12 protein-coding genes and 1 pseudogene are annotated in these 26,907 nt (G+C 51.3%); 2 read left to right on the top strand and 11 right to left on the bottom strand.

Going from position 1 to position 26,907, the window contains the following annotated elements:
• Nucleotides 1-61: 61 nt before the first annotated feature.
• The 10 genes and pseudogenes from AACZ40_RS00145 to AACZ40_RS00190 all read right to left on the bottom strand — a co-directional run bounded on the left by AACZ40_RS00145 (nucleotide 62) and on the right by AACZ40_RS00190 (nucleotide 17,999).
• Nucleotides 62-2,521, bottom strand: coding sequence for a hypothetical protein (locus tag AACZ40_RS00145; protein WP_291175271.1), 2,460 nt, complete (start codon nucleotides 2,519-2,521; stop codon nucleotides 62-64).
• A gap of 66 nt (nucleotides 2,522-2,587) precedes the next feature.
• Nucleotides 2,588-5,041 carry a vWA domain-containing protein gene (locus AACZ40_RS00150; RefSeq protein ID WP_291175268.1) on the bottom strand — a complete coding sequence of 818 codons (2,454 nt, stop codon included), beginning with the start codon at nucleotides 5,039-5,041 and terminating at the stop codon, nucleotides 2,588-2,590.
• Nucleotides 5,038-7,305, bottom strand: a complete 2,268-nt coding sequence (locus AACZ40_RS00155) for a BatA domain-containing protein (RefSeq protein ID WP_291175266.1) — start codon at nucleotides 7,303-7,305, stop codon at nucleotides 5,038-5,040. The genes AACZ40_RS00150 and AACZ40_RS00155 overlap by 4 nt, the downstream gene beginning before the upstream one ends.
• A gap of 50 nt (nucleotides 7,306-7,355) precedes the next feature.
• Nucleotides 7,356-8,267, bottom strand: coding sequence for a DUF58 domain-containing protein (locus AACZ40_RS00160; RefSeq protein WP_291175263.1), 912 nt, complete (start codon nucleotides 8,265-8,267; stop codon nucleotides 7,356-7,358).
• A pseudogene (locus AACZ40_RS00165) lies at nucleotides 8,233-9,238 on the bottom strand (MoxR family ATPase). The gene AACZ40_RS00160 and the pseudogene AACZ40_RS00165 overlap by 35 nt, the downstream one beginning before the upstream one ends.
• Before the next feature lie 426 nt (nucleotides 9,239-9,664).
• Nucleotides 9,665-12,580, bottom strand: a complete 2,916-nt coding sequence (purL, locus tag AACZ40_RS00170) for a phosphoribosylformylglycinamidine synthase subunit PurL (protein WP_339672618.1) — start codon at nucleotides 12,578-12,580, stop codon at nucleotides 9,665-9,667.
• 88 nt (nucleotides 12,581-12,668) lie between these two features.
• A complete protein-coding gene (locus AACZ40_RS00175) occupies nucleotides 12,669-13,544 on the bottom strand; it encodes a prephenate dehydrogenase (protein ID WP_291175254.1) in 876 nt (291 codons plus the stop codon).
• 120 nt (nucleotides 13,545-13,664) lie between these two features.
• Nucleotides 13,665-14,930, bottom strand: coding sequence for a PQQ-binding-like beta-propeller repeat protein (locus AACZ40_RS00180; RefSeq protein WP_291175251.1), 1,266 nt, complete (start codon nucleotides 14,928-14,930; stop codon nucleotides 13,665-13,667).
• Between the two features lie 159 nt (nucleotides 14,931-15,089).
• Entirely contained in the window at nucleotides 15,090-16,358 is a 1,269-nt protein-coding gene (locus tag AACZ40_RS00185; RefSeq protein ID WP_291175248.1) for a DUF1501 domain-containing protein, read from the bottom strand.
• Nucleotides 16,359-16,361: 3 nt separating this feature from the next.
• On the bottom strand, nucleotides 16,362-17,999 hold the full coding sequence (locus tag AACZ40_RS00190) for a DUF1549 domain-containing protein (RefSeq protein WP_291175245.1): 1,638 nt from the start codon (nucleotides 17,997-17,999) through the stop codon (nucleotides 16,362-16,364).
• Nucleotides 18,000-18,402: 403 nt separating this feature from the next.
• On the opposite strand from AACZ40_RS00190, the gene AACZ40_RS00195 reads away from it, so the two are divergent.
• Both AACZ40_RS00195 and AACZ40_RS00200 read left to right on the top strand, forming a co-directional pair.
• Nucleotides 18,403-19,671: a DUF4013 domain-containing protein gene (locus tag AACZ40_RS00195; protein WP_291175242.1), complete on the top strand. Its 1,269-nt coding sequence runs from the start codon at nucleotides 18,403-18,405 to the stop codon at nucleotides 19,669-19,671.
• Nucleotides 19,672-20,068: 397 nt separating this feature from the next.
• Nucleotides 20,069-22,180, top strand: a complete 2,112-nt coding sequence (locus AACZ40_RS00200; RefSeq protein WP_291175240.1) for an elongation factor G — start codon at nucleotides 20,069-20,071, stop codon at nucleotides 22,178-22,180.
• 156 nt (nucleotides 22,181-22,336) lie between these two features.
• Here the strand turns inward: AACZ40_RS00200 and AACZ40_RS00205 are convergent, their stop codons facing one another.
• A complete protein-coding gene (locus tag AACZ40_RS00205; RefSeq protein WP_291175237.1) occupies nucleotides 22,337-26,350 on the bottom strand; it encodes a hypothetical protein in 4,014 nt (1,337 codons plus the stop codon).
• Nucleotides 26,351-26,907: the final 557 nt, after the last annotated feature.

Raw genomic sequence — 26,907 nt, forward strand, 5'->3', positions numbered from 1 at the left:
CCAGTGTGTGATTGAGGAGTTCTTGAATCGCATTTTTCTCCGGTTTTGGTCCGTTTTCAGTTTACTCTAACCCCAAACCTTTGAGACGGTCCAGAAGCTTGTTTTTGCGATACTTTTTGGTCTCTTCGGTCAATTCTTTCTCACGTTCGATCAGATTTTTAAGCATTTCGATGGCTTCATGGAACTCCAGCAGGTCCTGCATTTCGTTGAGAACGTTCTGCATGCGAACCAGCATGGCATCCAGAAGATCAATGCTGGTCTGGATTTCGGTAAGCGGGTCGGTATTCTTTTCGATTGCCAGTCGGAACAGTCCCAGCCGTTGATCGACATCTGGAAAATCCTGTTCATGAATCATCGTCAGAGGTTTGAGGATTTTGTCATCTATGCGACCCAGAATCTGTGCAGTGGCCACACCGTTGTTGACCAACTCTTCGCGAATGTCATGAAATGATTCCACAATCGAGGCGGTTTCGGTCGCATTTTTCCGCGTTCCATAGAGCGATCGATCTGCCGAAATGGCGACGGCACTCTGGTTTTCCAGTAATTTGTCGTCCCAACCGGGGTCGGTCTGTCCCTGCTTTTGTTTCTCTCTGATGGTCTGGGATTCGCGAACCTGGGCGACGCGTTCTTTGAGCTCATCTCGGGTCTGTGTGACTTCTTTGAAGATCTGTTCAAAGCGCTTGCGCAAATTCAGTTCTTTGGAATATAGGATTGAAAGCAATTCTTCATCCGTCACGATTTCAAAATGATAGGTTTCACCATGTACCAGATGGGGGCCACTCAGGTTATCCGCATCTTCAGCATGAACTGTCAGGCTGAGTTTCTGACCCACTTTTAAATCCAGCGGCAGAACTTCAAATCGCTCCCAGGCCTCTTTTTCATTTCGCTGTAAGGTAAACTCTTTGGGACGTTCCGCAGGCTTGGAACGGAATGGTCGAGGACGGAACTTTTTAGCTTCGTCTACCAGAAAGTCAAAGTGCGCCGACTGGATGCCATAGTCATCGGTGATTTTTCCTGCGACCGGAATCATTGCTTTGCGGGTAATTGATTTTCCAATTCCCGTCAGGCGGGTGTCCACCTGCGGTGCCTGATCGATAATCCCCATCACACTGAGGCGAATCGGTTCAGTGACCAGCAGCCCGTCTACGTCTTCCAGGTAGATCCGCATCGGCTGATCAATCAGCAGCGGGATCCTTTGGGCAGCGGTTGCTTTATTTTCAGAAACTAATGTAAAGGGAATCCGAAAAACCTGATGGTCCGGACCACACATCTGTGCTAATTGAGCAGGCGAGAAACTGGTCTGCTTTACAATCTCTCCCTGTAGATTTTTCCATGCCAGGAAATTAGACTTCGATGAGGAACCGGCTGCCAACGCTGGCTCGAGCTGTATTTTGAGCTGATCTGTTTCCAGAGAAAACCGGGTGATGGGCTTGTTGGCCGTGGAGATCATCTGGAAGTCTGTGTGGACGGGCAGCGCGATCTGAGTTCCCTGAACGGTCCGGAGATCGGGTTGGGGCAGACCGGTCTCGGGGTCTAAGGTGTTCAAGCCGGTATATTCCGGATAGCGACATTCCAGCTGGATCTGGTCGAGAACGGGTGTTTCTACAATTTCAATCTGATAGGGTTCCGGATTGGTATAGTCATTGCCGGAAACCCAGATCTGCATACCGTCTAGGACGTCCGTAATCGTGTGCTTGAAACGACCTTCGCCCAGGCGAGACATAACGGTCCGGCCTCCATCCCGTCCATTCTGCATGCGATAGGTTAACTGCACGCGTTCCGGAACTTTTTTTCCCTCGACAGTTTCCACTACCAGTGTCAGATCATTTCCCAGGCCATGTTTGTAAGTCTGGTCCTGGAATTCCCGGATCCGGTCTCCCGGTTGAGCGAGCACTTTGACGACCAGTCCTGTCTCACGGTTCCAGTAATCGTTTTGTAATTCCAGGTACCCTTTCGCCCAGCGAGCCATCGCGGGCTGGTTGACGACAGCCAGGATCAGAATGGAAACGGACAGGATCAGGGCACCGAAGAATGCTCTTCGTAATGGGCGTTTATCGAAGACGTCTTCTAAAGGAAGCCGACTGCTGCCTTGTGCGACTTCTTTGACTGTCCGCTCCAACATGGCGCGGGTGAGTGCATTTTGAGGTTCATTGGATTCGTGCAGTTCAATCGCCGTTGCCAGCCGGTCATTCAACTCAGGAAAGCGGCGTTCCAGAACGAGGGCCAGCGCTTTCTTTCTCATTTTTGTCAACAGGCGAAACACAATCAACGTACCAGACAGAACCAGTATCGCTGTTAACGAGAGCGCGACAAACGAGGCACGAAACCAGACTGGTAACTCAAAATGGCTGAGTTGGAAATAAACCCAGTCGACCACAAAGCTGGCCCAGAAAATCAAGCCGGCGACTACCAGCAGCTTTGCTGCGCCTTCCAGCAGAATATATTTACGTATTTTACCCCGTAACCGATTGAGTAAATCGGTGATTTCCCGGGGAATCGAAATGTTTGACGGTTCATTCATTCGTTTAGTTCATGCTGATTTTCAGCGGAGTGTTATCAATAGAAAACAGAGAAATTGTATCACAATTCATGCCAGCTTGAATAATTTTCGCGTTAACCATTCTGCCGCCAGCAGACCTGCCAGTAGAAAGAAGACCCAGCCCTGGTCCCAGAGTGTTTTCAGCCGTTCATCAACGAGAAATTCTTCTCCCTGGTCAGGCAGCAGTGCAGGGATCTGCTCTGCCTCTTCCAGTGCGAGATACTGCCCCCCGGTGTCGCGGGCCAGTTCTTTGAGGCCTTTCACATTCTGACTGAGAGATTCATCTTCCAGTCGCGGGAGCAGGACAGTCAGACTGCCATTAACCACCTGTCCTTTGGAGTCAGGAACAGTGATTTCAAATCGATATTTTCCTGGCAGGCCGGCACGGAAACTGGCGACGTATTCCCCAGGCCGATTCCGGTCCTGCATCAACAGCAGATTGGGAACCAGGGGTCTGCCGCGGGGATCAATGACTTCCATCGGCACCGATTCCTGAATCAGAGGTTTGAATTCCGGGTCGAGCAACCGAACACGTACAGAGACAGTCTGCCCCAGTACATATTCATCCCGTTCCAGAATAAGGGTGCCCCGTTTCGTGCCCCTTTTGGTACGACCCTGTCCGATATTTCGGATGAGCTTGGTCCAGAAACGGTCGTAGTAATCTTCATCAATCGAGCGCAACCGCCACATTTCGGGGCTGCCCAGATAGAAACAACGACCTTCTCCGTAATACTGGGACGCCATCAATATCGAGAATCCAAATTCGGTTTGTGTTTTTGGATCGGGGAAGTGGGCGTAAACCGTGGCAGCCGCTTTGGCACCATTCGAAGGGTAGCAGCGGTAAATGCCCGGAAAGTTTTCCCATAACTGGCGTGAAGTTGCCGGATCGTCGGTCAACATCAGGAAGCCGGCATCCAGGCCGGCCTGAGTCCATTCAATTCTGCGAATCTGTGTTGCTTCTTCATCCAGGTAATCGCGTACGAACGAGTTGATAAATACAGGATACAGATCCAGGATCGACTGGTACTTCTCACTTTCCTGGGCAAGCTTGGGCGTGTAAACATCACCGGCCACCATGACGATTCCGCCGCCAGCTGATGAGACCCATTCGTTCAGATTTTGCATCTGTTCTGCAGACAGTAATTCCCAGTTCACATCGAACGCGAGTACCACGTCGTATTCAAACAGATCTGCCCGCTGGGGAAATTCATACAACAGTTCGTTTGCATCCTGAGAGACTCCGGGGGGGGCAGACTGCAGCCAGACTGAAGACTGGATCGAAGGATGACGGTACAGCATGGTACGGGCAAAGCGATAATCACGCATGGGACCACCGGCAATGACCAGGACCCGTGTCGGGCGGCTGAATACATTGACGGAATGGGCCAGTTCATTGTCCATGTCATTGGCGTCGCCCACCAGCTGATTGCCCCGGGCACGCACGACATAACCAATTTCACCCTCAGTGGCGGGGACGCGTTCGAATTTGATATCCAGGGGCAGGCTGTCTTCGGTCGGTAGCAGGACATCCCGCGTTTCCACGACAGTCGGATCAGCTTCGCCCGGCGCTTTTCTCAGAAGTTCAATCGTTATATTTTTACCGGGCATTCCGACGGCCTGTACGATCGCTGTGATTTCAAAACCATCCCCGAACTGCACATCCGTGGGGGCGATGATTTTGGAAATCTGGATGTTCGCTGGTGGAACCGGACTGCCGACTCCCAGGGGAATGAGACGTACCTTCGAATCTTTAGCGGCTTCGTTGGCGGATAGTAAATCCGTGCCTGCATTCGAAGCCCCATCCGTGGCGATGATAATTCCGGAGAGTGTAGAGCCGTTGATCTCCCGCATCAGCTGTCCGAGCAGTTCTCCCAGCCGCGTCTCCAGACCCTGGGGCTGAAGCAGTGTGTTCCAGTCGGGTTGATCCGGAATGCGGGCTTGTTCTTCCGATGTTGGTTTCGCAGTGTCAGCTGTCGCATTCTGCTTCTGGAAGACATGCAGGGGGCCGACTAAAGTTTTATCAAATGAATAAATACTGACCTGGTGATTTTTCTGCAGGTCTTTGATCAGGGGGGAATCCGCCAGAAGTTTTTCAACGGCTTCCATGCGGGAGGCACCGTTGCGACTGGCAGGCGAACTTGCATTTGTCGCAGCCAGCTGATTGGGATGCCTCATCGAAAGGGAGGTATCAACCAGCACCGCGACCCGTGAGGGGCGAAACGACATTTTCTGTGTACGCTCATGCGGATTGAATACGATTGCGATCAACGCGAACAGGACTCCCAGCCTTAATGCAACCAGCCAGCAGCGCCAGAACAGGGAGAGTTGAACTGAGTCTTTCCAGATGGTTCGAAACGATAACAGCAGTACGAGCCCCAGGCCAGCCAGCAGCAACAGCCAGCCCCAGCCCGAGGCGGGCGTATCGTATTCGATCGAACGAAACGCGGTTGTCTCGTCGGCAGCCAGAATCAGAGAGGTGGGAATCGAGGCAAAATAACTCATGCGGCAGCACCCGCTGTTTTAGGATGATAGCTCAAACGATAGGCCAGCAGCTGTTCGCAAACCAGTAAGATGAACAGGATCAGTAATAGGGCGTTGGTGATTTCCCGACCGGCTTCCTGCCCTTGAATCCATTGGAATTCCCCCGGTTCCTGAATCTGAATCTGTTTGGAATTTCCCAGTTCCTGCATGAGTTCATCGGTTGTTGCCAGTTCCAGGTTGCTTTCCGAAACGGGGAAGTTGAAAGCGTACATGCGGGGCTCAATAGTCTGGTCCTGTCGCTTGAGTTGAACCGTATAAACGCCGGGTTGATCCGTGTCTCGATAGACGGTGACAAGCTGGAGTGTGCTGCTGTCGGTCTGATCTGGTTGTTGTGCGGGAGTCGCTTTCAGACGAATGGTCCGTCCACCCTGCGTCACGGGAGTCTGGATTTCGATTTCATCCGCAAACAGTGAAGCATCGAGCGAAAAGGGGATGGGAGCACCTGCAATTTCTGCCTGCTCATGCGAACGGGACTGGACCAGGTATTTTTGCAGTTCCAACTGGAACACGATATAGCTTGGATTGAGCGCCCATGAATTCCAGGGTTCTCCCTCATTGGTCATCACAGGACCCGCTGATGTCAGGCAGGTAATGATGCGTCCTTTTCCCAGCCTGTGTTCGAGGATCAAGGGAGCCTGGTTGCGGAGTGTTGCGATTACATTCACTCCGGATGCTTTATCTGCTTTGGTTTGCAGCCACTGCTCGGAGATGGGAAAGTAACGAGAAATGGTGACGGCTTCAATAAGCGGGTTATCCTGACCGGCAAACACAGAAAAGAGTGGGTGATCGCTGACATTCAGGTCGACGGTGGTATTCGATTCCCGGGTCGGTAATTCACGCGGAGATATTTCGAGTGGAGCCGGAAACAGACCGTTGCCCTCTTTATACAGTTTCTCATTGTAAAACAGAGGCTGCAGTGAAGGGCCGGCAAACCAGATGAGGCCCCCTCCTTCAGAGACAAAATTTTCTAAAGCGGCGATGGCGTCCAGAGGCAACTCTGCGATATTCAGCAGATAAATGTTTTTAAACTGGTTGAGTGGATGACGGCGCAGATAATCGACATTCTCAACAGACGGCGCAAACCCGGTGGTAAATGCATCGGGCGCGATTGCCGTCTGGATGTACATCCATTCGTTGCCAGAGGGGTTTCCATCAACAATCAGTACGGGATTAGACGGTTTGACATTGATAGCCATATAGCGATCATTATCCCCTTCCAACGCGTCATTTGTCAGACTCACATTAACCTGATGCAGTCCGGGTTTATTGAAGACGACATCAAAGTCCTGTGAAATCTCACTGCCGGCTTCGATTTTGTCAAACACGATACTCATGGGAAGTTTATTCTGATCGACAAACGCAGAGACCCGTACATCCTCGGCGACCTGTTCTCCAAAATTCTTCAGGCTGATTCTCAAGCGGAGTGGTACGTCGACGGCTGCGACTTCAGTCGCACCGGAGAGTTCTGTGATTGCCAGGTTCGATTGTGAATCGGGTACGGTTTTGATGAGGTTGATTGCAGTATCGCTGTTGCTTAATTTTTCGATCGTCGCTGCCACCCCTTTCTTTTCCTGCCAGTCTGACTTGCGGAAGTCGGAGATCAGGTGGAGCGTTTTGATGATGGCCCGATCTTCATTCAGCAGGTCGACAGCTGCTTCCAGTCCCGGGTTCAGATCCAGGCTCTGATGTGAACAGGTGAGATTAGAGAGTTTGGCATCCAGTTCGTTGATCAGTTCTTCATTAATATCACGCTGCAGAAACAGGGGTGCATCCGCGCGGGAGAGAACAATTAAGGAGAATTTTTCCGTATTGGGTCGATTGGTTCCTTCGGAAGCGATTTTGCGAATGACCTGCAGGCCTTCTTTAAAAGCCGTCTGTTCCCCCCAGGCATTTCGCATGGAACCGCTGTCGTCCAGCACGATCACATGATGTGATTTGGCCCCGTGAAACATTGACATCTGGTTAGGATCGAGTATCAGGCGGCCGATCAACAACAGCAGGCAGATGATGAGTATGATCCGCAGTAACAGCAGCAGTAACTGTTCAATCAGGACGCGACGCTGATTGGTCTGCTGACTCTGCAGCAGAAATTCCATCGCCGCAAATTGCACGCGTTTATACTGGAAGCGATTAATCAGGTGAATGATGATTGGCGCAGCAATCATCAGGGCGCCGGTCGAGACCAGTGCGGAATTCACAAAATGTTGGGTTAACCAGGCTTCCATAAGTCGAATCGTCAGTTACAGGCTGGAGATGTTCGGGGATTAAGTTTCGTTTACTGTCGGATGGATTGCTGCATTCCGATGCGATGATTCAAATAGTGGGACAATGCAGCGTCGAGATATTCGCTGGTGCGGATTGTCTGGTAGTCAAATTTATTGCTGGCACAACGCCTTCTGATTTCATTTAAAAACTCATGCATGGCTTTGAGATACCCTTCTCTCAAAGAACGGGGGTCACAAACCAGTTCACCCGCCTGTTCCATGCCTTCAAAGCGTGTTGTTCCGGAATAATCAAAATCGAGTTCCTGATCATCCAGAATATGCAACAGCATGAGATCGTGCCCGCGATACTGCAACAGGCGTAAACCTTTAAACAGGCTTTCCCTGTTAACGAATAAATCGGATATGAGAATAATCGTGCCTTTCTGCGAGCGTGTTTCTGCCACTTCTTTTAATACGTCATAAATGTCAGTTTTTTTGGCAGGTTTTTCTGCTGCCAGCGCAGTCAGGAGTGAATTGAGGTGATTGCGTTTGCTTAATGCGGGTACCCGGCTGCGAATCCCATCGTCAAAAGTAACCATGCCGACGGCGTCCTGCTGCTTGAGCAATAAATACGCGAGGGCAGCGGCTGCCGTACAACCGTATTCATACTTGTTGAGGGGACCCGTTCCGAACTGCATGGATTCGCTGACATCCACCAGTAGTGTGGTTCTCAGGTTGGTATCTTCTTCGTACTGCTTAATGTAGTATTTATCTGTTTTGGACCAGACCTTCCAGTCGATATTTCGCACATCATCACCCGGGGTGTATTCCCGGTGCTGGGCGAATTCAACAGATTGCCCGAAGAAGGGGCTGCGGTGTAATCCCGACAGGAACCCCTCGACGATCGAACGTGCTCGAATTTCCAGTCGGGAAATGCGAGAGATTGCTTCAGGCAGCAAATATTTTCTGTAATCTTGGGTCACTGGTCAGTTCGCCTTCCTTAGACGGTGTCTCTTCAATCAAGCGCTCAATCACACGATCCGAGGTGATCCCTTCCGATTCAGCAGAGAAATTGGTCACGATACGATGTCGTAAAACCGGTGCAGCCAGAGCGCTGATGTCTTCTGTCGAGACGTGTGTATGACCATTGAGCAACGCACGCGTTTTTCCGCCGAGCAACAGGTTCTGAACCGCACGCGGTCCGGCCCCCCAGCTCAGCCATTCGTTCACAAATTCAGGAGTACCCGGTTCATTGACACGGGTCTGCCTGACCAGAGCCAGGGCATAATCGATCACGTGATCAGAGACCGGAACCTGTCTTACAATTTTCTGAATCTCCAGGACATCCACGGCGTTCAGTACATGGTCGATTGTATTTTTTGAATCGGAGGTCGTCTGACGGGCGATCTGTCGTTCTTCCTGGAATGAAGGATATCGGACATAGACCTTAAACATGAAGCGGTCCTGCTGTGCTTCCGGCAGAGAGTAGGTGCCTTCCTGTTCGATCGGGTTTTGCGTCGCCAGTACAAAAAACGGATCATTCAGCAGATGTCTGGTCTGACCGACACTCACCTGGTGTTCCTGCATGGCTTCCAGCAGCGCCGCCTGTGTTTTGGGAGGCGTACGGTTATCCCGTTTCCCGGTCCTCCTGCAGCACATCGGTTCCCGTGATATCCGCGGGCATCAGGTCCGGGGTGAACTGGATGCGGCTGAACGACATGGAGAGCGTCTGGGCCAGCGTACTGATCATCAGGGTTTTGGCCAGGCCGGGCACTCCTTCCAGCAGACAGTGACCGCGGCTGAATAATGCGATCAGGAGCTGCTCAATCACCTCATCCTGACCGACAATGACTTTTGAGATCTGACCATGGATCTGCTGGTACGCAGTACTCAGTTTATCTATTGACTCCTGAGTGATTTCAAACTCAGAGGAATCTTGTTTCACTTCCGACATCCGTTTTCACACCTTTCTACAAAGGTAAACACTGCTTGGCGCAGAAAGTTCCGTAAACGCTATCGTAATGCCTGCTACAGGACTTTGCGACCATAAATCGAGAAATTACAGGGGTTTCCTGCCAATCTGCATACTGCTTCAAAACGTGGGATAAACTCAGCAAACAGGTTTCTGTCTGTGTCGGTCTCCTGTTAAACCAGCACGTTATACTCTCAAACGAGATCGTGATATCCGCTCAAATTTCAGAGGAAGCTCTGATAGATTTATTTCGAAGCCGGTTTTCAAAGGGCATCCCTTATTTTACTCGAACGGACAAGGTGGGGAAGCATTAAAATAAGTATCCAGCTGGAACTTCCCAGAAAGCTGACGCGCAGAAATAGCCTGTGTAACGTTCAGTTTATTACTGTACGCGATAGTTTTGGTGCATCAGTCCCAGGCAAGTGGGGTTTTCCAGGCTGCTTTCAGCTCATCCAGGCTGGCACTGATGGCGGTATTCCCTGAGTTGCCTTTGATCGTGAACTGGCGTGTGCCAATGACTTCGCCAATATCGACCAGAGGCAGATCCCCGAAGCACTCATACAGAACATCCATTTTGTCCAGTGCGACTTCCAGCAGAAAACGGGTGTTACTTTCCGAGAACAGTAAACTCGGGGTAGACAGTTCCAGCGCTTCAGGAAGTCTGGTCGGATCCAGTTTCATTCCATAGCCGCCGGCGAACGCCATTTCCGCTGCTGCCACAGCCAGGCCCCCTTCGCTCAGATCATGGCAGCTCCTGACCGCCTGCTTTTGAATTGCCAGGTGCAGCGCTTTGAAAATTTCCGGTGCTTCTTCCTTATCAACCTGGGGGACCTGTCCCCCTTCCAGCCGATTCACCAGGGCAAAGTGGCTGCCTCCCAGTTCGTCATGTGTCGTTCCCACAAGAAAAATACGATTACCGGGAGATTTCACATCCATGGTCACCGCGTGGCTGACATCGGCGATCTGTCCGATGGCACTGATTAAGAGTGAAGCGGGAATCGCAACGGTCTCTTTTTCTCCCTGCTCATTTTCGAAGGAGTACTCGTTATACAGGCTGTCTTTACCACTGATGAAGGGGGTGCCATAAGCGACTGAAAATTCTTTGCAAGCCAGGGCAGCTGCTACCAGGCTGCCCAGTGTTTCCGGACGATCGGTGTTCCCCCAGCAGAAGTTATCGAGAATGGCAATCTTCGCAGGATCGGCACCCACGGCAACACAGTTTCGGAGCGCTTCATCAATCGCAGAGGCCGCCATCCAGTGTGTGTTTAAATCACCATAGCGGGGGTTCATGCCACACGAAATTACCAGTCCGCGCGTGGAGGTCAGATCAGGGCGAACGACTGCCGCGTCCGAGGGACCATCATTCTGCACGCCCACCAGCGGCTTGACCACGCTGCCTGGCTGCCCTTCCTGGTCATACTGGCGAATGATCCATTCCTTGCTGCAGACATTCAGAGAGCTCAGGATGGAGGTCAGGTCTTTGGTGTAGTTTTCGCGTTGAGGTGGTGTCAGAGGCGTGAAAGCCGGAACCTTGTAAACGGCTTCGCGCACTACCGGAGGTCGGCCATCATGCAGAAAGGACATTTCCAGGTCAGCGACAACCTGATCCTGGTATTTCAATACAAGGTGGCTGGTGTCAGTGAATTTCCCAATGACGGAAGCTTCAACGCCTTCGTCGGCACAGAGTTTTTCGAAGGCTTCCCAGTTTTCAGGAGGGATAGCCAGGACCATGCGTTCCTGGGCTTCGGAGATCCAGATTTCGGTGTATGACAGGCCGGCATATTTCAGCGGGCATTGATCCAGCCAGACTTCCGCGCCGGTTTTTTCTCCCATTTCCCCGACAGCGCTGCTGAATCCACCGGCACCACAGTCTGTGATCGCCGAGAATAATTCCTGATCGCGTGCTTCCAGAATGACATCCAGCATCATCTTTTCCGTGATCGCATTTCCAATCTGCACGGCACCGCCGGAAAGCATTTCACTTTCTGAAGTCAGTTCTGCAGAAGAGAAAGTAGCGCCGTGAATTCCATCTCGGCCCGTGCGACCGCCGACAGCCACGATATAGTGCCCCGGTTGTGCCTGCTGCTTTTCTGACTTGCCGACAGGCAGCATGGCCACATTTCCGCAATAGACCAGGGGGTTACCCAGGTACCGTTCGTCAAAATAGACGGCGCCATTGACGGTGGGAATGCCCATGCGGTTTCCATAGTCACGCACGCCGGAGACTACGCCGGTTGCGACCGCTTTAGGATGCAGGACTCCGGCGGGAAGCTCAGAATAAGGAATATCCGGAGGAGCAAAACAGAATACATCGGTATTGCAGACCGGTTTACCGCCCAGTCCGGTTCCCAGCGGATCACGGATCACACCCCCGAGGCCCGTGTTGGCTCCACCATAAGGTTCGAGGGCAGAAGGGTGGTTGTGGGTTTCCACTTTAAAGCAGACATCCTGCTTTTCATCAAAGGTGATGACGCCGGCATTATCAGCGAAAACGCTTACACACCAGTCTTTTTCTCCCAGTGATTTGCGGATTTGGGTTGTCGCAGCAAAGATCGTTTCTTTCAACATATTTTCGAAATGCAGATCACGTTCACCGTCTTTGAAGTGAATTCGTCCAGCCAGGGTTTTGTGAGAGCAGTGCTCACTCCATGTCTGGGCGATGCTTTCCAGTTCGACGTCGGTCGGATCTTTTTTCTGGCTGACGTAGTAGGCTTTGATGGTTTTCATCTCAGTCAGATTTAAGTACAGCTGACCTTCGCGGCTGAGTGTTTCCAGTTGTTTATCATTCATTTTGCGAATGGGAATGGTGACCAGTTCGAACGTGTATTCACTGCCGAGTTTGATGCTGTCCATCTGCAGAGGACCACGTACGACATATTCAATGGCTTCATTCGAAAGCACTTTGGCAGCCATGCGGTCGATCTCGTCGGAGGATGCATCCGCGTTGACCCAGTATTTGCGGCAGGTGGCTACGTTCTCCACAGCCAGGCCAAGATCACAGATCGCCTCGCGGGCACTGTTGGCAGTGTTGTCAGTCACCCCGGGCTTGAACATGACATTCAGCAGTGGTTCCGAGTCGGTTGTTTCAGAAGTGGCACCTGACAGAATGCGAATCTCAAAGGTTTCTACAATCGGATCGGCCAGCAGGGTGCGGGCAATCTTATCAATACCCGCCTGGTCCAGGTTGCCTTCGAGCAGAAAGGAATGGGCTGTCTGGACCGTCCGGATTGAATTGGCACCCAGCACCTGGCATTCTTTCAGAATCCGGGCTCCCTCACGGTCGATCTGGTTGTCGGCGGGTTTGATTTCGACTTCGCAAAGCATGTGTTTTCCAGTTACTGTTGATTTCATCGGGAAGATGAAAGATTCGTGGTTGTCGTCGTGAAAGTCAGCCGAAAACCTGACCTGTTGACTACGGGGTTGAATTTAATGTGTCATGTTTCTTTTTACCATCCTCCAGCAGTTGCCTGAGGCGTTTTTCATCCTGCGTGAGAATTGCTTCCCGGAACTGCTGCAGTGACTGGCTGTATTTATCAAGACTCGTCACGATGGCGTCTCGATTGCTGAGCAGGATATCAATCCACAGAGCCGGGTCACCACCGGCAATGCGGGTCGTATCCCGGAAGCCGGTCGAGGTGTATCTGGTATTTTCTGTCGCTAAAGTCGCCGCCAGAGCGGAAGCGACCACATGCGGCAGATGGCTGGTTTCGGCCAGAATCAGATCATGTTTTTCTGGTGTTGTCTGCAGCACGTGCATGCCCAGTGCTTCCCAGAACTGCCTGATGCGGGAGACAGCTTCTGCCGGGACCGATTCATCAGGAGTGATGACACAAGGACGATCCTGAAACAGGTTCTGATCAGAGAATTCGTAACCGCTTTTTTCTGATCCCGCCAGCGGATGGGAGGCGACAAAAGTCACTTCTGCAGGCAGGGTTCCTTTCAGTTGCTCACAGATCTGTTGTTTCGTACTGCCGACATCGGTAATGATCGTTCCAGGGCGACTGTTTTGGGCAACAGTCTGAATGAATTGGACAATATGGTTGACGGGAGTACAAACTATCACGAGATCAGACTGGGCTGCCGTCTCTGCGATATTCGTTGTGCCTCGATCCAGCAATCCCGCCTGCTGGGCAGCCCGCATGCGGGAAGGATTTCGGCCTGCTCCGAGGATGGTTTCTGCCAGATGGCGCTGTCTCGCAGCAGCGGCGATGGAGCCTCCCAGCAGACCGACGCCAATCACGCCGATCGTTTTGAAGAGGTATCCATTTTGTGTCGATGATTCTGTCATGCCTCGTATTGTAGAAGCCCCGATTCGGGATTTCCAGCGGTCGGACCACTGTATCAACGACCTGTTCCAAAAGTCTGACAAACCTGTAAGTTATTTAATCAGAATCTTTTGTGTAGAACCTCATTTCTTCTCGGCGATTCGATAGAGATAACTGTTGGTACGCAGGAAAATACTGCCTGCGCTGACGGCAGGTGATGCATTGAACAGATCGTCGTCTGATTTAATCTCATTCCGCGCCAGCTCGACATATTCGGGGCCGGCCTTGAGTACAATAACGCCACTGTCCCGGGTCGTTACATACAGTTTTCCATCCGCCAGTACTATCGACGCATACAGTCGGGCTCCGGTGGGCAGGCGGTTTTTGTAAACCACTTCGCCATCCTTCGCATTCAGGCAGAAGGCAATACCCCGATCACTGGCCCAGTACAGATGACCGTCGTGATACACGGGGGAAGTGACATTCGCTCCTACATTAACTTCCCAGAGCTTATGCGTTTTCGTGACATCACCTTTGCCTCCTGGACGAACGGCGATACTGCGGTTACTGCGACCTCCCAGGCAGTAGAGGATACCTTCATTCTGCACCACGACCGGCACCACGTAGTCCTGAATTCCTTCACAGCTCCAGAGTTTTTTTCCGGTATCGGGATCAAAGCCGAAGATCTGGTTTTTCTGGTTGACCACCAGTTCCTGTTTCCCTCCCGGAACATCCACAATCGAAGGGGTGGTCCAGGCACGTTCGATATTCTCCGCTTTCCAGGCGACTTCTCCATTACTCTTGTTCAACGCATAAACGGTTGAACTTTCAATGCTGGCATTCACGATCACGAAGTCTTTATACAGGATGGGAGATGAGGCGGATCCAAAGCCGGCTGTTCCCTCTCCGACATCCGCCTGCCATTTGAGTTTACCTTGCAGATCGCAGGCGACAACACCCGAGGTTCCGAAAAAAGCATAGACGCCCGTTTCATCGCAGGCAGGGGTCCCACTGGCGTAACCATGGTCAACGATCCGCTTGGTGATTTTCTGAACTTCATTGATCGGGGAGACCGATTCGTCCCACATGATTTCGCCACTGTCGCGGTTGACGGAGATCACATGCAATCGCAGGTCGGCAGGGTTGCCGTTATCTTCCTCAGTCAGTCCATAGCCGCTATAGGAAGTCACGAACACCTGGTCGCCGAACAGCACCGGGCTGGAAGAGCCGTGCCCGGGAAGTTTTGCTTTCCAGACGATGTTCTTTTCGGAGTTCCATTCGGTGGGGAGTCCCGTCGATTCTGACACTCCATTTCCGGAAGGACCGCGGAATTGTGACCAGTCTGCTGCCTGGGACTGACGTGGTACTAAAGACAGACAGGCAGCCGTGAGCATTACGGAAAGAAACATTCGGATCATATTCAGCATCCAATGGAAAGAGGGAGGCAGGAGTCTATTCAATAAACGTCAAAACCCGCGGCTGGTTTCGGACAGTTATCAAATTAGAAAGTTTTGCGCTCTCAGGCAAGCAATTTTTCCAGAGGCGAGTGATTTTGTTCTGCCCTGAAATCAGATCAGTCGGGAAATCGGTGTCCCGTCGCTGAGTGCCAGCGGTCGTCCAATGGGAGAAATGAGTTCTTTGGTATAGTCAATTTGCATTTTCTGCAGGATGGTGGCGTACAGGTCCTGAATGCGAACGGGATCGACGGGAGTCTTTTCCTTGCCAGTCGGGTCTGTCTCACCCAGGATGAGATTTCCTTTCAAGCCACCGCCGCCGACAATACAGGAAAAACCGGTGGGCCAGTGATCGCGACCGTCGAGTGGGTTGATTTTGGGTGTTCTGCCAAATTCACCAATACACAGCACAATCGTGGAGTCCAGCAGGTCGCGTGACTTCAGATCGTTCAGCAGGCTGGAAAAGGCCGGGTCCAGAATCGCCGCCTGGGTCTGATGCCCGGTATAGTTATTGGTATGGCTGTCCCAGCCATTGAGATTCACCTCGATGGAGTGTACGCCCTGTTCGACCAGTCGGCGGGCAACCAGGCAGCCCCGCCCGAAGGGAGAATCGCCATAGGCTTTGCGAACTGCCTCGGGCTCTTTTTCTATTTCAAAGGCATTCAGCTGTTCTGAACTCATCATGGTCAGGGCGCGATCGATGGTCGACTGATGCAGTGTTTTCTGAGTCTGAATCGTTCTCCCTTTCCGAAATGCCTGCGAGACGACATCCAGATTTTCCAGTCGACGTTCCTGGCGGGGCGCTTCGACGCCGGCCCGCATGTTTCCTATATTCCGTCCGGGATCAGGTACGCGGAAGGCATCCAGGTGTCCGCCCAGGTAACCGCCTCGGGCGGGAAACTGCGTGTTTCCCATGGAAATATGTTGAGGGATTTCCAGTTGAGAACTGGGCAGTTGATGTGTGATGATCGCACCCAGTGCAGGGTAAACGGTTGTCGGCTCGGGACGATAACCGGTTTTCAGATATTTAGTCCCGCGTTCGTGGTCGCCTTCCTTAGAGACCATGGATCGGATCACCGACATCGAATCCAGCTGCTCAGCCAGCAGGGGATACATATCGGAAATCTGCAGGCCGGGAACCACTGTTTTGATAGCCTTGCCTGGACCACCGATGGCTGTTCCCGGATGGGGATCCCAGGTTTCCAACTGACTGGGACCGCCTCCCATCCAGAGAATGATGACCGATTTTCGGCGTTCTTTCCCTCGTTTTTCGGCTGCCTTTAAATCAAAGCCGGGCAGCATGAATGACAGCGTGCCTCCGACGGCGACTTTGCACAGATCGCGGCGGCTGATTTTGCTGGATAACAGATGGGAATCAAACATGGTTCAATGGTTCCAGGAAAATTCGGGAGAATTATACAGAGCCCAGTAGAGGTCTTCCGTGATCTTGACGCGCTGCTGTTGATTGTTCGCTGACTGATACTGTTTCAGAAAATAATCGCGTTCTGCCGGGGTGGGAAGTCGGGTCAGGCAGACCAGGTAGCAGGTTTCGATCCGCTTTTCTGTGGAGACATCGAGTGAAGCAATCCGTCCGACCGAGTTCAATGGCGAGGCACTGCCGTTATCCTTGGCGAACTCTCCATTCATCCGCAATAAAGCCTGCGGAATCGTACCAGGAAAATCATTGAGTTCATCGCTTCCCAGATCACCATATTCTTTGACAAAATTGAGCTCAGAGAAAAAACGTCGGCCCCGCATGATCAGATTCGAGTTCTGGTCAATGGTTTTCAGAGAAGAGGCCTGCAGCATCGAACCAATAATCTGCTCGGGACGCAAACGAACCAGCGGAAACAGTGCCCAGTTGTAAGTGGCTGCATCAATCTGTTCGGCTGTTGCGAATTCAGATTCTGAAGACAACTGGAAAGGGCGGGACGCGACGATAATCTGGATCAGTCGTTTAATGTCATATCCGTTTTCACGGAAGTCCCTGCCCAGTATATCGAGCAACCCCGGGGGGGACTGGGAGAGATCTGTGGGAGCCGGAAGATCATCTACGGGGTCATAATAGGGAATGCCGAATAACAGTCCCCAGACCCGATTTGCCGACGCACGTTCGAATCGGCGGTTGTCCGGATGAGTAACCCATTCCGCCAGTCGTTCTCGCAGTGTGCCTTCTGCAGGCAGACATTCTGCCAGGAAGGGAACACGTGGCGAAACTTCACGTTGTTCCAGCGTCATCCGGTCTTCCACTTCGTATTTCAATTTCCTGTTCGACCGTACGCCGAGAACCTGTACTTCTACTTGACCATAAAAGGCGGTCAGCCCTTCGAAGTCTGTCTGCTTCCAGTGATCGAAGGGATGATCGTGACACTGGGCACAGTCAATTCGCTGTCCCAAAAATGCACGGACAGTGCTGCCGGTCAACTTGTTTCGGTCCAGGTTCCCATCCGCAACAGCGGCGGTAATGAAATTGGTTTCGGGATCGCCCGTCCAGAGTCCTTCGCCGGCAATCAGTTTGCGCACCAGTTCATCATACGGAGTATTATCCTGAATCTGATCACTGAGCCAGGCTTTAAAGCGATCGCGTCGAAAGATGATAAACTGTCCCTGGGCAACACCAACAAACGCGCGGGTTAATCGTTCAGAAAAGTAGTCCGCAAAACGACGGTCGGCGAGCAGTTTCTGTGTCCAGCGTTCCAGGCGGTTCGTGCCCTGCAGGCTTTCATACTCACGAATTTCTTCGAGTGAAGGAACCGTGCCATGCAAGGCCAGTGACAGTCTTCTAAGCTGGGTCAGTTCTGAAGCCGTCGCTGCCGGTGGTGTCTCTTTCTCGGTCCATTGGCTCTCGAAAAACTGGTTTACCTGTTGCACTGTGTCAGTAAAAGTGTCGTCTTCAGTAATCGTCAATGGCGGGGGAGACTTTTCAACCGGACTGCTGGAAGCCCAGGTCACCAGAGTCACAACCAGCCCCACAACACACAAGGGCAGGCAGACAACGTTCCAGTGACGGGCATGAGATTTCATAGTTTGATCTCGTAATGAATTGAAAGTTCCCTCCCCAAAGGGGGGAAGCACGACTCTGCTTTACACTTAATCATACCAGAGGGGGAATTCGAAAGTTTCAGCGAATTCTTGAAACTATACAGTTTTTTCTGAGTAACAATATTAGCGAATCAAGGTCCCTGTCGGGAATGCTTCTCGATTCGGTCAGGAAATTCTGTTATAAGTAGGACTTAGCTTGTCTCGGTGTTCAGACGCTTTTTACAGGACTTTCAGGTCACCTGGTAAGTATCTCAAGGTCTGCGTTAATGACATCGACCAGCTTCAGTGATTGACAGGTGTTAATTTGAAACCGCACACTGATTCCGGGGATGTCATCGATGTTTCAGAATCCATCCGAATTTCTGATCATCAGCGAGAGCGGGTTATGAATGATCATACCACACAACAGGCAGATTCGATCGTGAGTTCCGATACGGCTTGTGAAGTTACCGATTTTTCTGATGAGCCAGTCGCCACCGCAGACACGACCAGGGAAATACAACAGTTCTATCCTGACGAGTTTGTGGGAAATATTCCTCCTTTTCCCCATTTATTGCGTCACCCTCTCAAGGCAGCCTTCTGGATGATTCGTATGGCATTCGGTATTGCCTGCCTGGTGTTGTTTCTGGCTCTGATTGCTGCCGTCCCGATTGTGAATTTTATTGCACTGGGATATCTGCTCGACGTAGAAGGTCGTGTCGCACGCACCGGTAAGATTCGTCTTGCATTTCCTCTGTTGGATATTGCCCCGCGACTGGGGATGATTGTGATAGGCGTGGTTCTCTGGTTGATTCCCCTGTTTCTACTGGCAGGAGCAGCCGCAGATGCGCACTTGATTGATCCCGGCGGCAGCAGTGATCGGAACCTGCATCTGATGAATCGGCTGGCGGCAATCGCGATTGCCGCGCATCTCTGCCTGGCCTTAGCACGTGGTGGAACATTCGGGTGTTTCGTACGGCCCCTTAAAAACGCCATCTGGCTCTATCAGCAGATCCGCGAGGGAGGCTATCTGGACCGGGCAGCTGCACACGTGAGCGAATTTTTTGCTTCTCTGAAACTGGGGAAGAACTTTTCGCTGGGACTGCGTGGTTTTCTGGGGGCTTTGATCTGGCTGATTATTCCGTCGACCATGTTTGCTGCCGCCAGTTCACCCGAGGGAGGACAGGGAGGTGCGGTCGCTGTTACCCTGCTGGGAGGCTTGATTCTGGTTATCGTGTTGGGGTGGTTGCCGATCCTTCAGGCACATTTTGCTGCCGAGAACCGGTTTCGGGCCATGTTTGAATTAAAGACCATTCGGCGAAAATTTAAACGGGCTCCCCTGTTATGGATGCTGTCGCTGATCATTGTGTATCTTCTGTCACTTCCCCTCTACCTGTTTAAAGTGGCAGCGCTACCCCGCGATGCCGTCTGGGGAATCACGTTGATTTTTGTCGCGACGATTTATCCCACAAAAATCCTGCTAGGCTGGGTTTACTATCGTGCCTCGTCGAAGACCAGAAATGCCTGGTTTGGCTGGCGCTGGTTGAGCCGCACAATCGTCCTGCCTCTGCTGGCCGTCTATGTCTTCATTCTATTCTTTACCCAGTTTATCGGCGTGCACGGGAACCGGGTTCTGATGGAACATCATCTCTTCCTGCTGCCGGTTCCTTTTTGATTTCTGCTTCCGATCAGGCATTTAAATCTTGGTGATACCCGGTTTTGTGTCATGCAGATCCATATGGGAACTCTGCTGTTTCGCTGACCGGAATCTGTGTTTCCTGAAACACAAGTGCAAATTTCTGAAAATCCTTTCGCGTTTTGAAAATCTCAACTATATGATTTTGTTAGTGAAACAACAGCATAAAATAGAGATATAGACAACTTGAGATTCACATCCTGCCCGTCGCTGAATTGATCCGGATTTCATACCGGAGTCCGGTTTAAGGATATGCCGGGAAAAGCTCACATTTTCCCGGCACACACGTTCGCATCAAATCATGGCTCAGCGTGTTGCCTTTAACGGAACGGAGGACAATTGCGCCTGGCCAATTTCTTGAAAGGCAGGACAAGCGATGAATGAATACAAGGTAGACGACGTTAGGAATGTGGCATTGGTCGGCCACGGGGCTGTTGGCAAGACAACTGTAGCCGATCTGATGCTGTTTCAATCTGGTGCCACTTCCCGTTTGGGGTCTGTAGACGATGGCACCAGTCTGCTGGATACGGATGAAGAAGAAATCGACCATCGAATTTCTATCGCTTCCACTCTGATACACTTTGATTACGGTGGGCATCACATCAATCTGATCGACACCCCTGGTTATCCCGATTTTATCGGGCAGGTTTCCGGCGCGTTACGTGCCGTCGAGACCGCCCTGATCCTGTTAAATGCAGGCCATGGAGTTGAGATCAATGCCCTGCGAGTCTCCAAAATGGCGCAGGAAGCCGGGATTGCCCGGATGATCGTGCTCAATAAATGTGATGCAGACAATATCGACTATGAGACGCTCTTGAATTCGGTACGCGAAACATTTGGCTCTCAATGCATTCCCATTAACCTGCCTGTGGGACTGGGAGCCGACTTCAAAGCCGTGTTCGACCTGGTGAAAAATGCGTCTGCCCCCGATCCTGACACCCTCGGCGACCCGGAGGGGACACGTCAGATGCTGATCGAAGCGATCGTTGAATCGAACGAGGCTTTACTGGAACGTTTCTTTGAAGGCGAAGAACTGAGTCCTGCCGAATTATCTGCCAACATCCCGAAAGCGATGGCGGCAGGCACCTTGATTCCTGTCTTGTTCATGAGCGCTAAAACCGGTGTCGGCGTTGCCGAGTTCATGGATGCGATGTCGAATTACACCTTATGTCCCCAAGACATTCAGCGCATGGAACAGACAAAGGACGGTCGTTCTGTGATCCTTGATCCTTCACCGGATCAGCCATTTGTCGCCCAGGTTGTAAAAACCCGCATCGATCCCTTTATCTCAAAAATGAGTTACCTGCGTGTCTTTTCCGGAAAACTGACCAGAGATTCGTCGGTGGTCAATGTCCGCACTGGTAAGCCGGTTCGCATTACTCAGTTGCTCGACGTCCAGGGGGGAAAACAGGAAGCCGTAGATGAAGTCTCCGTCGGCGACATCTTTGCTGTTGCAAAAGTGGATGATTTGAAACTGGGGGATACACTGGCAGCCGATGCAAACGGGGATGGGCTTTCGCTACCGGAAATCAAGTTTCCTCATCCCCTCGTCGGTCTGGCAGTCGAGCCGAAAAGCCGGAATGATCAACAGAGAATCTCGGGAGCCCTGCATAAAATCGAAGAGGAAGACCAGACTTTTCATGTGATCCATGATGAAGAAACACATGAGATGGTGATGCAGGGGATGAGTGAATTGCACCTCAAGATCGTGCAGGAGCGATTACTGCATCGTGATAAAGTGGAGGTGATCACGCATCTGCCGAAAGTGCCTTATCGAGAAACGATCATGGGGAGCGCCGAAGGCAGTTACCGACATAAAAAACAGTCGGGTGGCGCTGGTCAGTTCGCCGAGGTTCATCTCAAAGTGTCGGCGATGCCCCAGGACGTGAATCCGGAAGAATATTTCACCAAAGCCAATTTCGATCATCTCAGGTCCTGTCATTATGATCCCGAAATGAACTTCGCTTTTGTCGATCGTATCTCGGGAGGTTCGATTCCCAACCAGTTTATTCCTGCTGTTGAAAAAGGGGTGCTGGAGAAAATGAAACAGGGGGTGATCGCCGGTTGTCAGGTGCAAAACCTGATCTGCGAAGTTTTCTTCGGTAAAGACCACCCGGTGGACAGTAACGAGACGGCATTCAAAATCGCGGGCAGTAAATGTTTTGCAGAACTGTTTACTAAATCGCGTCCCGTCCTGATGGAGCCGATTGTCAAAATCGAAATTCTGATCCCGGCAGAGAATGTGGGTGACATCAGCAGCGATCTCTCCAGTCGCAGAGGCCGGATGGAAGGCATGGCTGTTTCAACGGGGGGCTATGAAATCATTCAGGCCCGGGTTCCACTGGCGGAAATCATGACCTATGCCCGGACGCTTTCCAGCTTAACGGGAGGCCGCGGAACGTATGATATTGAATTGAGCCACTATGAAATGATTCCCCCGAACGAACAGGGTAAAATCATTGAGTTGCTCAATAAAGCCCGTGAATAAGAGTGGCGGGAAACAGAGTGCGATAATTTCAAGCGAGCCTGCAGTGACGATACAGTGTCCCGTGTTACTGAAGCATCTTCCAGGCCATTTGCACCGGGTATCATGGATTGAAAGACGCTATGGTTTAATATAACACACTCTAATATTGCTGCAGGTTCATTTCTTTTTCTTCTTAGGTCGGCTTAACGGCTGATTCCACATCTTCAGCTGTTTTTTGATTTCATCCAGTGACATCGGAACGGGAGAAAGTTTGATTTGAGTTTCGATATCATATTGTTCGTTGGTGACTTTTTCATCCAGCCGATCAATTTCATCTTCAAGGTTCCGCATCCAGTCGGGAACATCAATTCCTGAACCAATGGTCGATGCCAGATAATGTTCGATTTCTTCCTGCAGAATCGAAAAGGCTACCGATTCTTCATTGCCGTCCCGGGCATCATTCATCGCCCGGGGAACCAGTGCCAACATGCGGTTGACTGCCAGTGGTTTGACAAACCGTTCATTCAAATGATCGGAAATCAGGGGCAGGTTAATTTTATATTCCGATTCGGTCTGCTTGAGCTTCTTCAGATGCTTCTTTGCCATCTCATGCGAGGTGGATTCAAAGACTGCTTCCCAGATCAGGGCAGACTCATTACGATCCTGCTGGGCCAGGACTTTGTGGGCAATCAGCAGTGGCACCATTTTCCAGTCATCACGCTCGTAGGCGGCTTCAATCCGCAGGAAGTCGAGCAGGCAGTAAAACATTTCGCCATAGTCAGACTGAGTCGTGGTACTGTTATACTCAACAAAACGATCAAACTTATCGATGACGGATTCGAAGATGACTTTCAGGTTAGTCACCGCTTCTTCCATATCGATATTGCCTTCTTCCAGATCCGTGAGTAGTGCCATCGGCTCTGCCGGATTCTGGTACTCGGCCAGATAATTCAGGTACTGTTCGATACCGTTATGCAGAATGGTCCGCAGGTTGCCCAGGGTCAGATATTGTGCATGAAACAGATCTGCTCCATAAAGCTCGATAAACTGTCGTACTTCCTGCCAGACAAAATCCTGGTTCAATGCTTCCGCACTGGAAAGCCGCATCGTGCGACTGTGCTTCAACCATTGTTCGCGATATTTAGTAACCAGTTTTTCCGCGATTTCAATCAGTTGCTTATCATCCAGTTGATCAGACTCCCAGTCGCGGGAGGATCGGATGATGGCTGACAGAGAACTGCGTAACGCGGTGCGGAACAGGCGATCAAATTCACTGACGGCAATTCCCTCCGGTCGCGAACTGCGTTCCATGCGATAGGCGGTTTTCAGAAGCTGCCAGGTTTCCCGCAGCAGACCCAGACTGGGAAGTTGTGAAAGCAGGAAGCGGAGAATCATCTGCAGTGAACGTACTTTAAGAACGGTATTCGGTTTACCGCTCTGGTCAATGGGGGTATACAGCAGAGGCGTTTCGGCGATGCTGTTCAGAAAGTGAGGAAACTCTTTTCTGACCAGTTCGATATCCCGTGTCAAAACGCCGCGGTAGATCGGGACCAGCAGGCTTTCATTTTCAGAAAGTTCATTTTCCGCCTGGGCAGGTGGAATGGTTGAAAGCAACATCAGGCGTGCCGAGCGACAATTGACTGTCGTGATGATGATGGCATGCATCAGGTAGAATTTCGTCTGCATTTGCAGATCATATTCGATATTCGAATCGTGATCGCCACTCGGTTTGGGAATCCGATAGTTCCAGATCGAGTTCAGGAGCACGACCAGTTCCTGTTGCAGATGCTCCGTATGACGAATCCAGCCCGCAATGGAATCCAGTGTCTCTTTATTTAAGGCACTCTCGGATTGCTCGGCCCTGGTTGAATCACTTGTAGAATCTGACTGGTTGATTTCAGCCTCACTGTAAAAGGCGGCTGATAATTGCCAGAGATGGGATAACGTATTTAAAAATTTGAGACGGGGTTCCAGTTGCCGGTTGATCGATTCGATTTCAGAATTACTGGGAGAAAAACCGGAGTCCATCATTTCCCCCTGCACCCCGTCATCGGCACTGTCGCGAAACGTCACATTTTCATAGGCGGCGTTGAACAGGGCGTCTTCCTCGTCCGGTTCAGCCGACTCGATATCGAACGGGTCTTCGATTTCTTTTTCAGAAACCGGGAGGACGGCAGCAAAATCAGGAACCGACCAGTAGTCGGCGGCATTCACTTCCAGGTAATCAAACATCTTGCGGATGGAAATGCTGTTCGCGGCGAACGACTCCGGTTTGATTTCCGAGGTCAGCTGTCTCATCCATTGCAGCAGCACTGAATGGATGGAGTAAGGACCTGACTCAAGACCGGTCTGGTCTACCTGGCTGAGCCACTGCATAATTAACCCGATGGCAGCGACATGGTCCTGTTTCTGAAGTAAAGCGTCGACTGTCAACGCGTACGCTTTTGCAGACTCGAACCGATCAACATGCTGTCGCCAGAACGAAATGTCTCCTACGGCTTCTCCCCCTTTTTTCCACTCTGTCAGTATCTGGGAGACATGTGCCGCCGATTCGAAAGAATCCTGTCCATTGACTTGAGGTAAGTCTTCTACTGTTGTTGTAGCATAACGATCCCAGGTTTCTGCCAGTTTCTGGAAGCGATGTGAAATTTCCAGTTTCAACTTATCGTTCCCCTGGGCAGCCGCCTCACTGAGAGTCGCCGAATATGCGGAGAACATCTCTTCCATCAGATCCAGCAGGACTTCACTCCGCTGATCGGGAATACTGTCTTCGCGAGAAATAAACAGGGGGAATAATCCCTGGAATCCCAGAATGTTCCAGGGGTCGATCAAGGCACCACATTCGATGCCCCGTGTAAGGTGATCTTCGATTTCCGGTATCAGGGTCCAGGCCTGTTCCAGTTCGTAGCGTTCCAGATGCAGGTGCACCAGAGTGATCCGCCATTGAATTTCGCATTCAAACCGCACAGAAGTGCAGGGAATCACAGCAGCTTCGCAACGGGCTGCGACAGAAAAACCCATCCGTGCATAGATGCGGGATAACTGTCGATGCTGGACCTGCTGGGCGCCATACCGCGCCAGATGCAGGTTCAGGTAATGACGGATGTGCCCGAAGGGCTGCTGTGACTGTTTGGCTTCTTTACGCAGTCGCTCTGCACGCGAGCCACTGGCCGAGGCCAGCAGTCGGTTATAATAATCATCCCGTTGACGGGCGACTTTGGGAAGCAGTGATGTCAGGCTGATATCACTGGCGTGTGTGTCCGGCCCCGAGCCGCTGATCGATGAGGCCATCAGCATTGTACCACTCAGAACAGCCGCAGCATCTTCCAGGCGTTCCTGCAGCGGAATTTCCTTGTGTTCATCAATCCAGGCCAGCAGTGAATCGAGAATCAGGCGGCGGATAACAAAACGCCGATAGTAACCCTGGTTGTCAATGATGTGCGGATCCCATTCGCCAAACATATAGTTCGTGCGTTTATTGACCGGATGCAGGTGATCATGGGCCCGCAGGTCGATGGCAATTTCGTCCATCCGTTCCAGGCGGAAATGTGCCTGATGCAGCAGATCCTCGGGAGTGGTCTGGAGCGTCTTGATGGTCTGTTCGATTAACTTCTGATAAGCACCGCAGGCGACTCCGCTGTCACGGAAGTAGACGGGCAGTGGTCGGAACTTTTCATGCGGATAAACCTGCATCTGGCGCCCGTTTTCCAGCACAGCGACCGGACGGAAACCGACAAAATCATTCAGCTTGTCGATCGTTGCAGAGACAATGCGCTCCGTCTCAGCCCAGGGGCCTCCCTGTTCCAGCAGGGATTCAAACAGGACTGACAGAAAATAGGGTTGCAGAAATTCCCGTTCGCAGATGTGAAATAACAGATCTCGATGGTGTGCCCGGTAACCAGGCAGACATTCCTGCAGGGCGAGTCGGATTACATTTTCTGCCTGTGTAATTTCCTGAAAGGCTCCTGATGTGCCTTTCAACTCCATAAGGTGTGTGCTCAGCAGTCGTTCCAGAGTCTCCACAGAAGGCCGTTCATCCAGCTCTGCAAAGAGCTGGTTCCAGTTAAAACGGAATTTGGGGTCCGGTTTGCCATTTGAGAAATTCAGATATCCCAAGATTTCCCGGATGATGTGTTGATCGACGGCAGGCAGTGGAGTCTCACCTGAATATTGATTACGCGATACTGTCATATTGATAAACGTAGTTGGTAGATGGATGGATTTGATTAGGGATAAACGGGAATTCATTCTTCTCGACAGCAGTAAAACAGGCTGTTTCGCTCATGAACAGTCTAAAAGGGCTGAAACCCGGAATCAATTATGCTTTTTCAAATCCCAGCGTCAATTCCCTGCATTTACGGCTACTGCTAACTTGTTTCATGAGAGGAGCTTATCAGCTTAATGATACATAACTCAATGTGCATGGATTCTCTGGTTTCAATTAGTGTTCCTCTGGACATTTTGAATACTTTGCGCTTCTGATACCGACAGCCAACTTTGATTCAACTCAGCAGTCAGGATATGACGATTATAACGAATGTGCGTATTGCTCAAGTGAGTTTTTATTGTGTGTCTTTCGTTGAACGGTATCAAGGCATACTCGCGTGATGCAGATTAAACAGGCAGTAACCCGGTTTCCTGGAGTTTCGATTTTACGAATTCCAGATATCGGAAGTTACTGAAACTGACATAGGGTCAGTCATATTGTAGTCAGTCGATCTTGCTGAGTGAAACTGTCTGCAGATCAG

Source organism: uncultured Gimesia sp. (genome assembly GCF_963972345.1).
Classification (GTDB): Bacteria; Planctomycetota; Planctomycetia; order Planctomycetales; family Planctomycetaceae; genus Gimesia.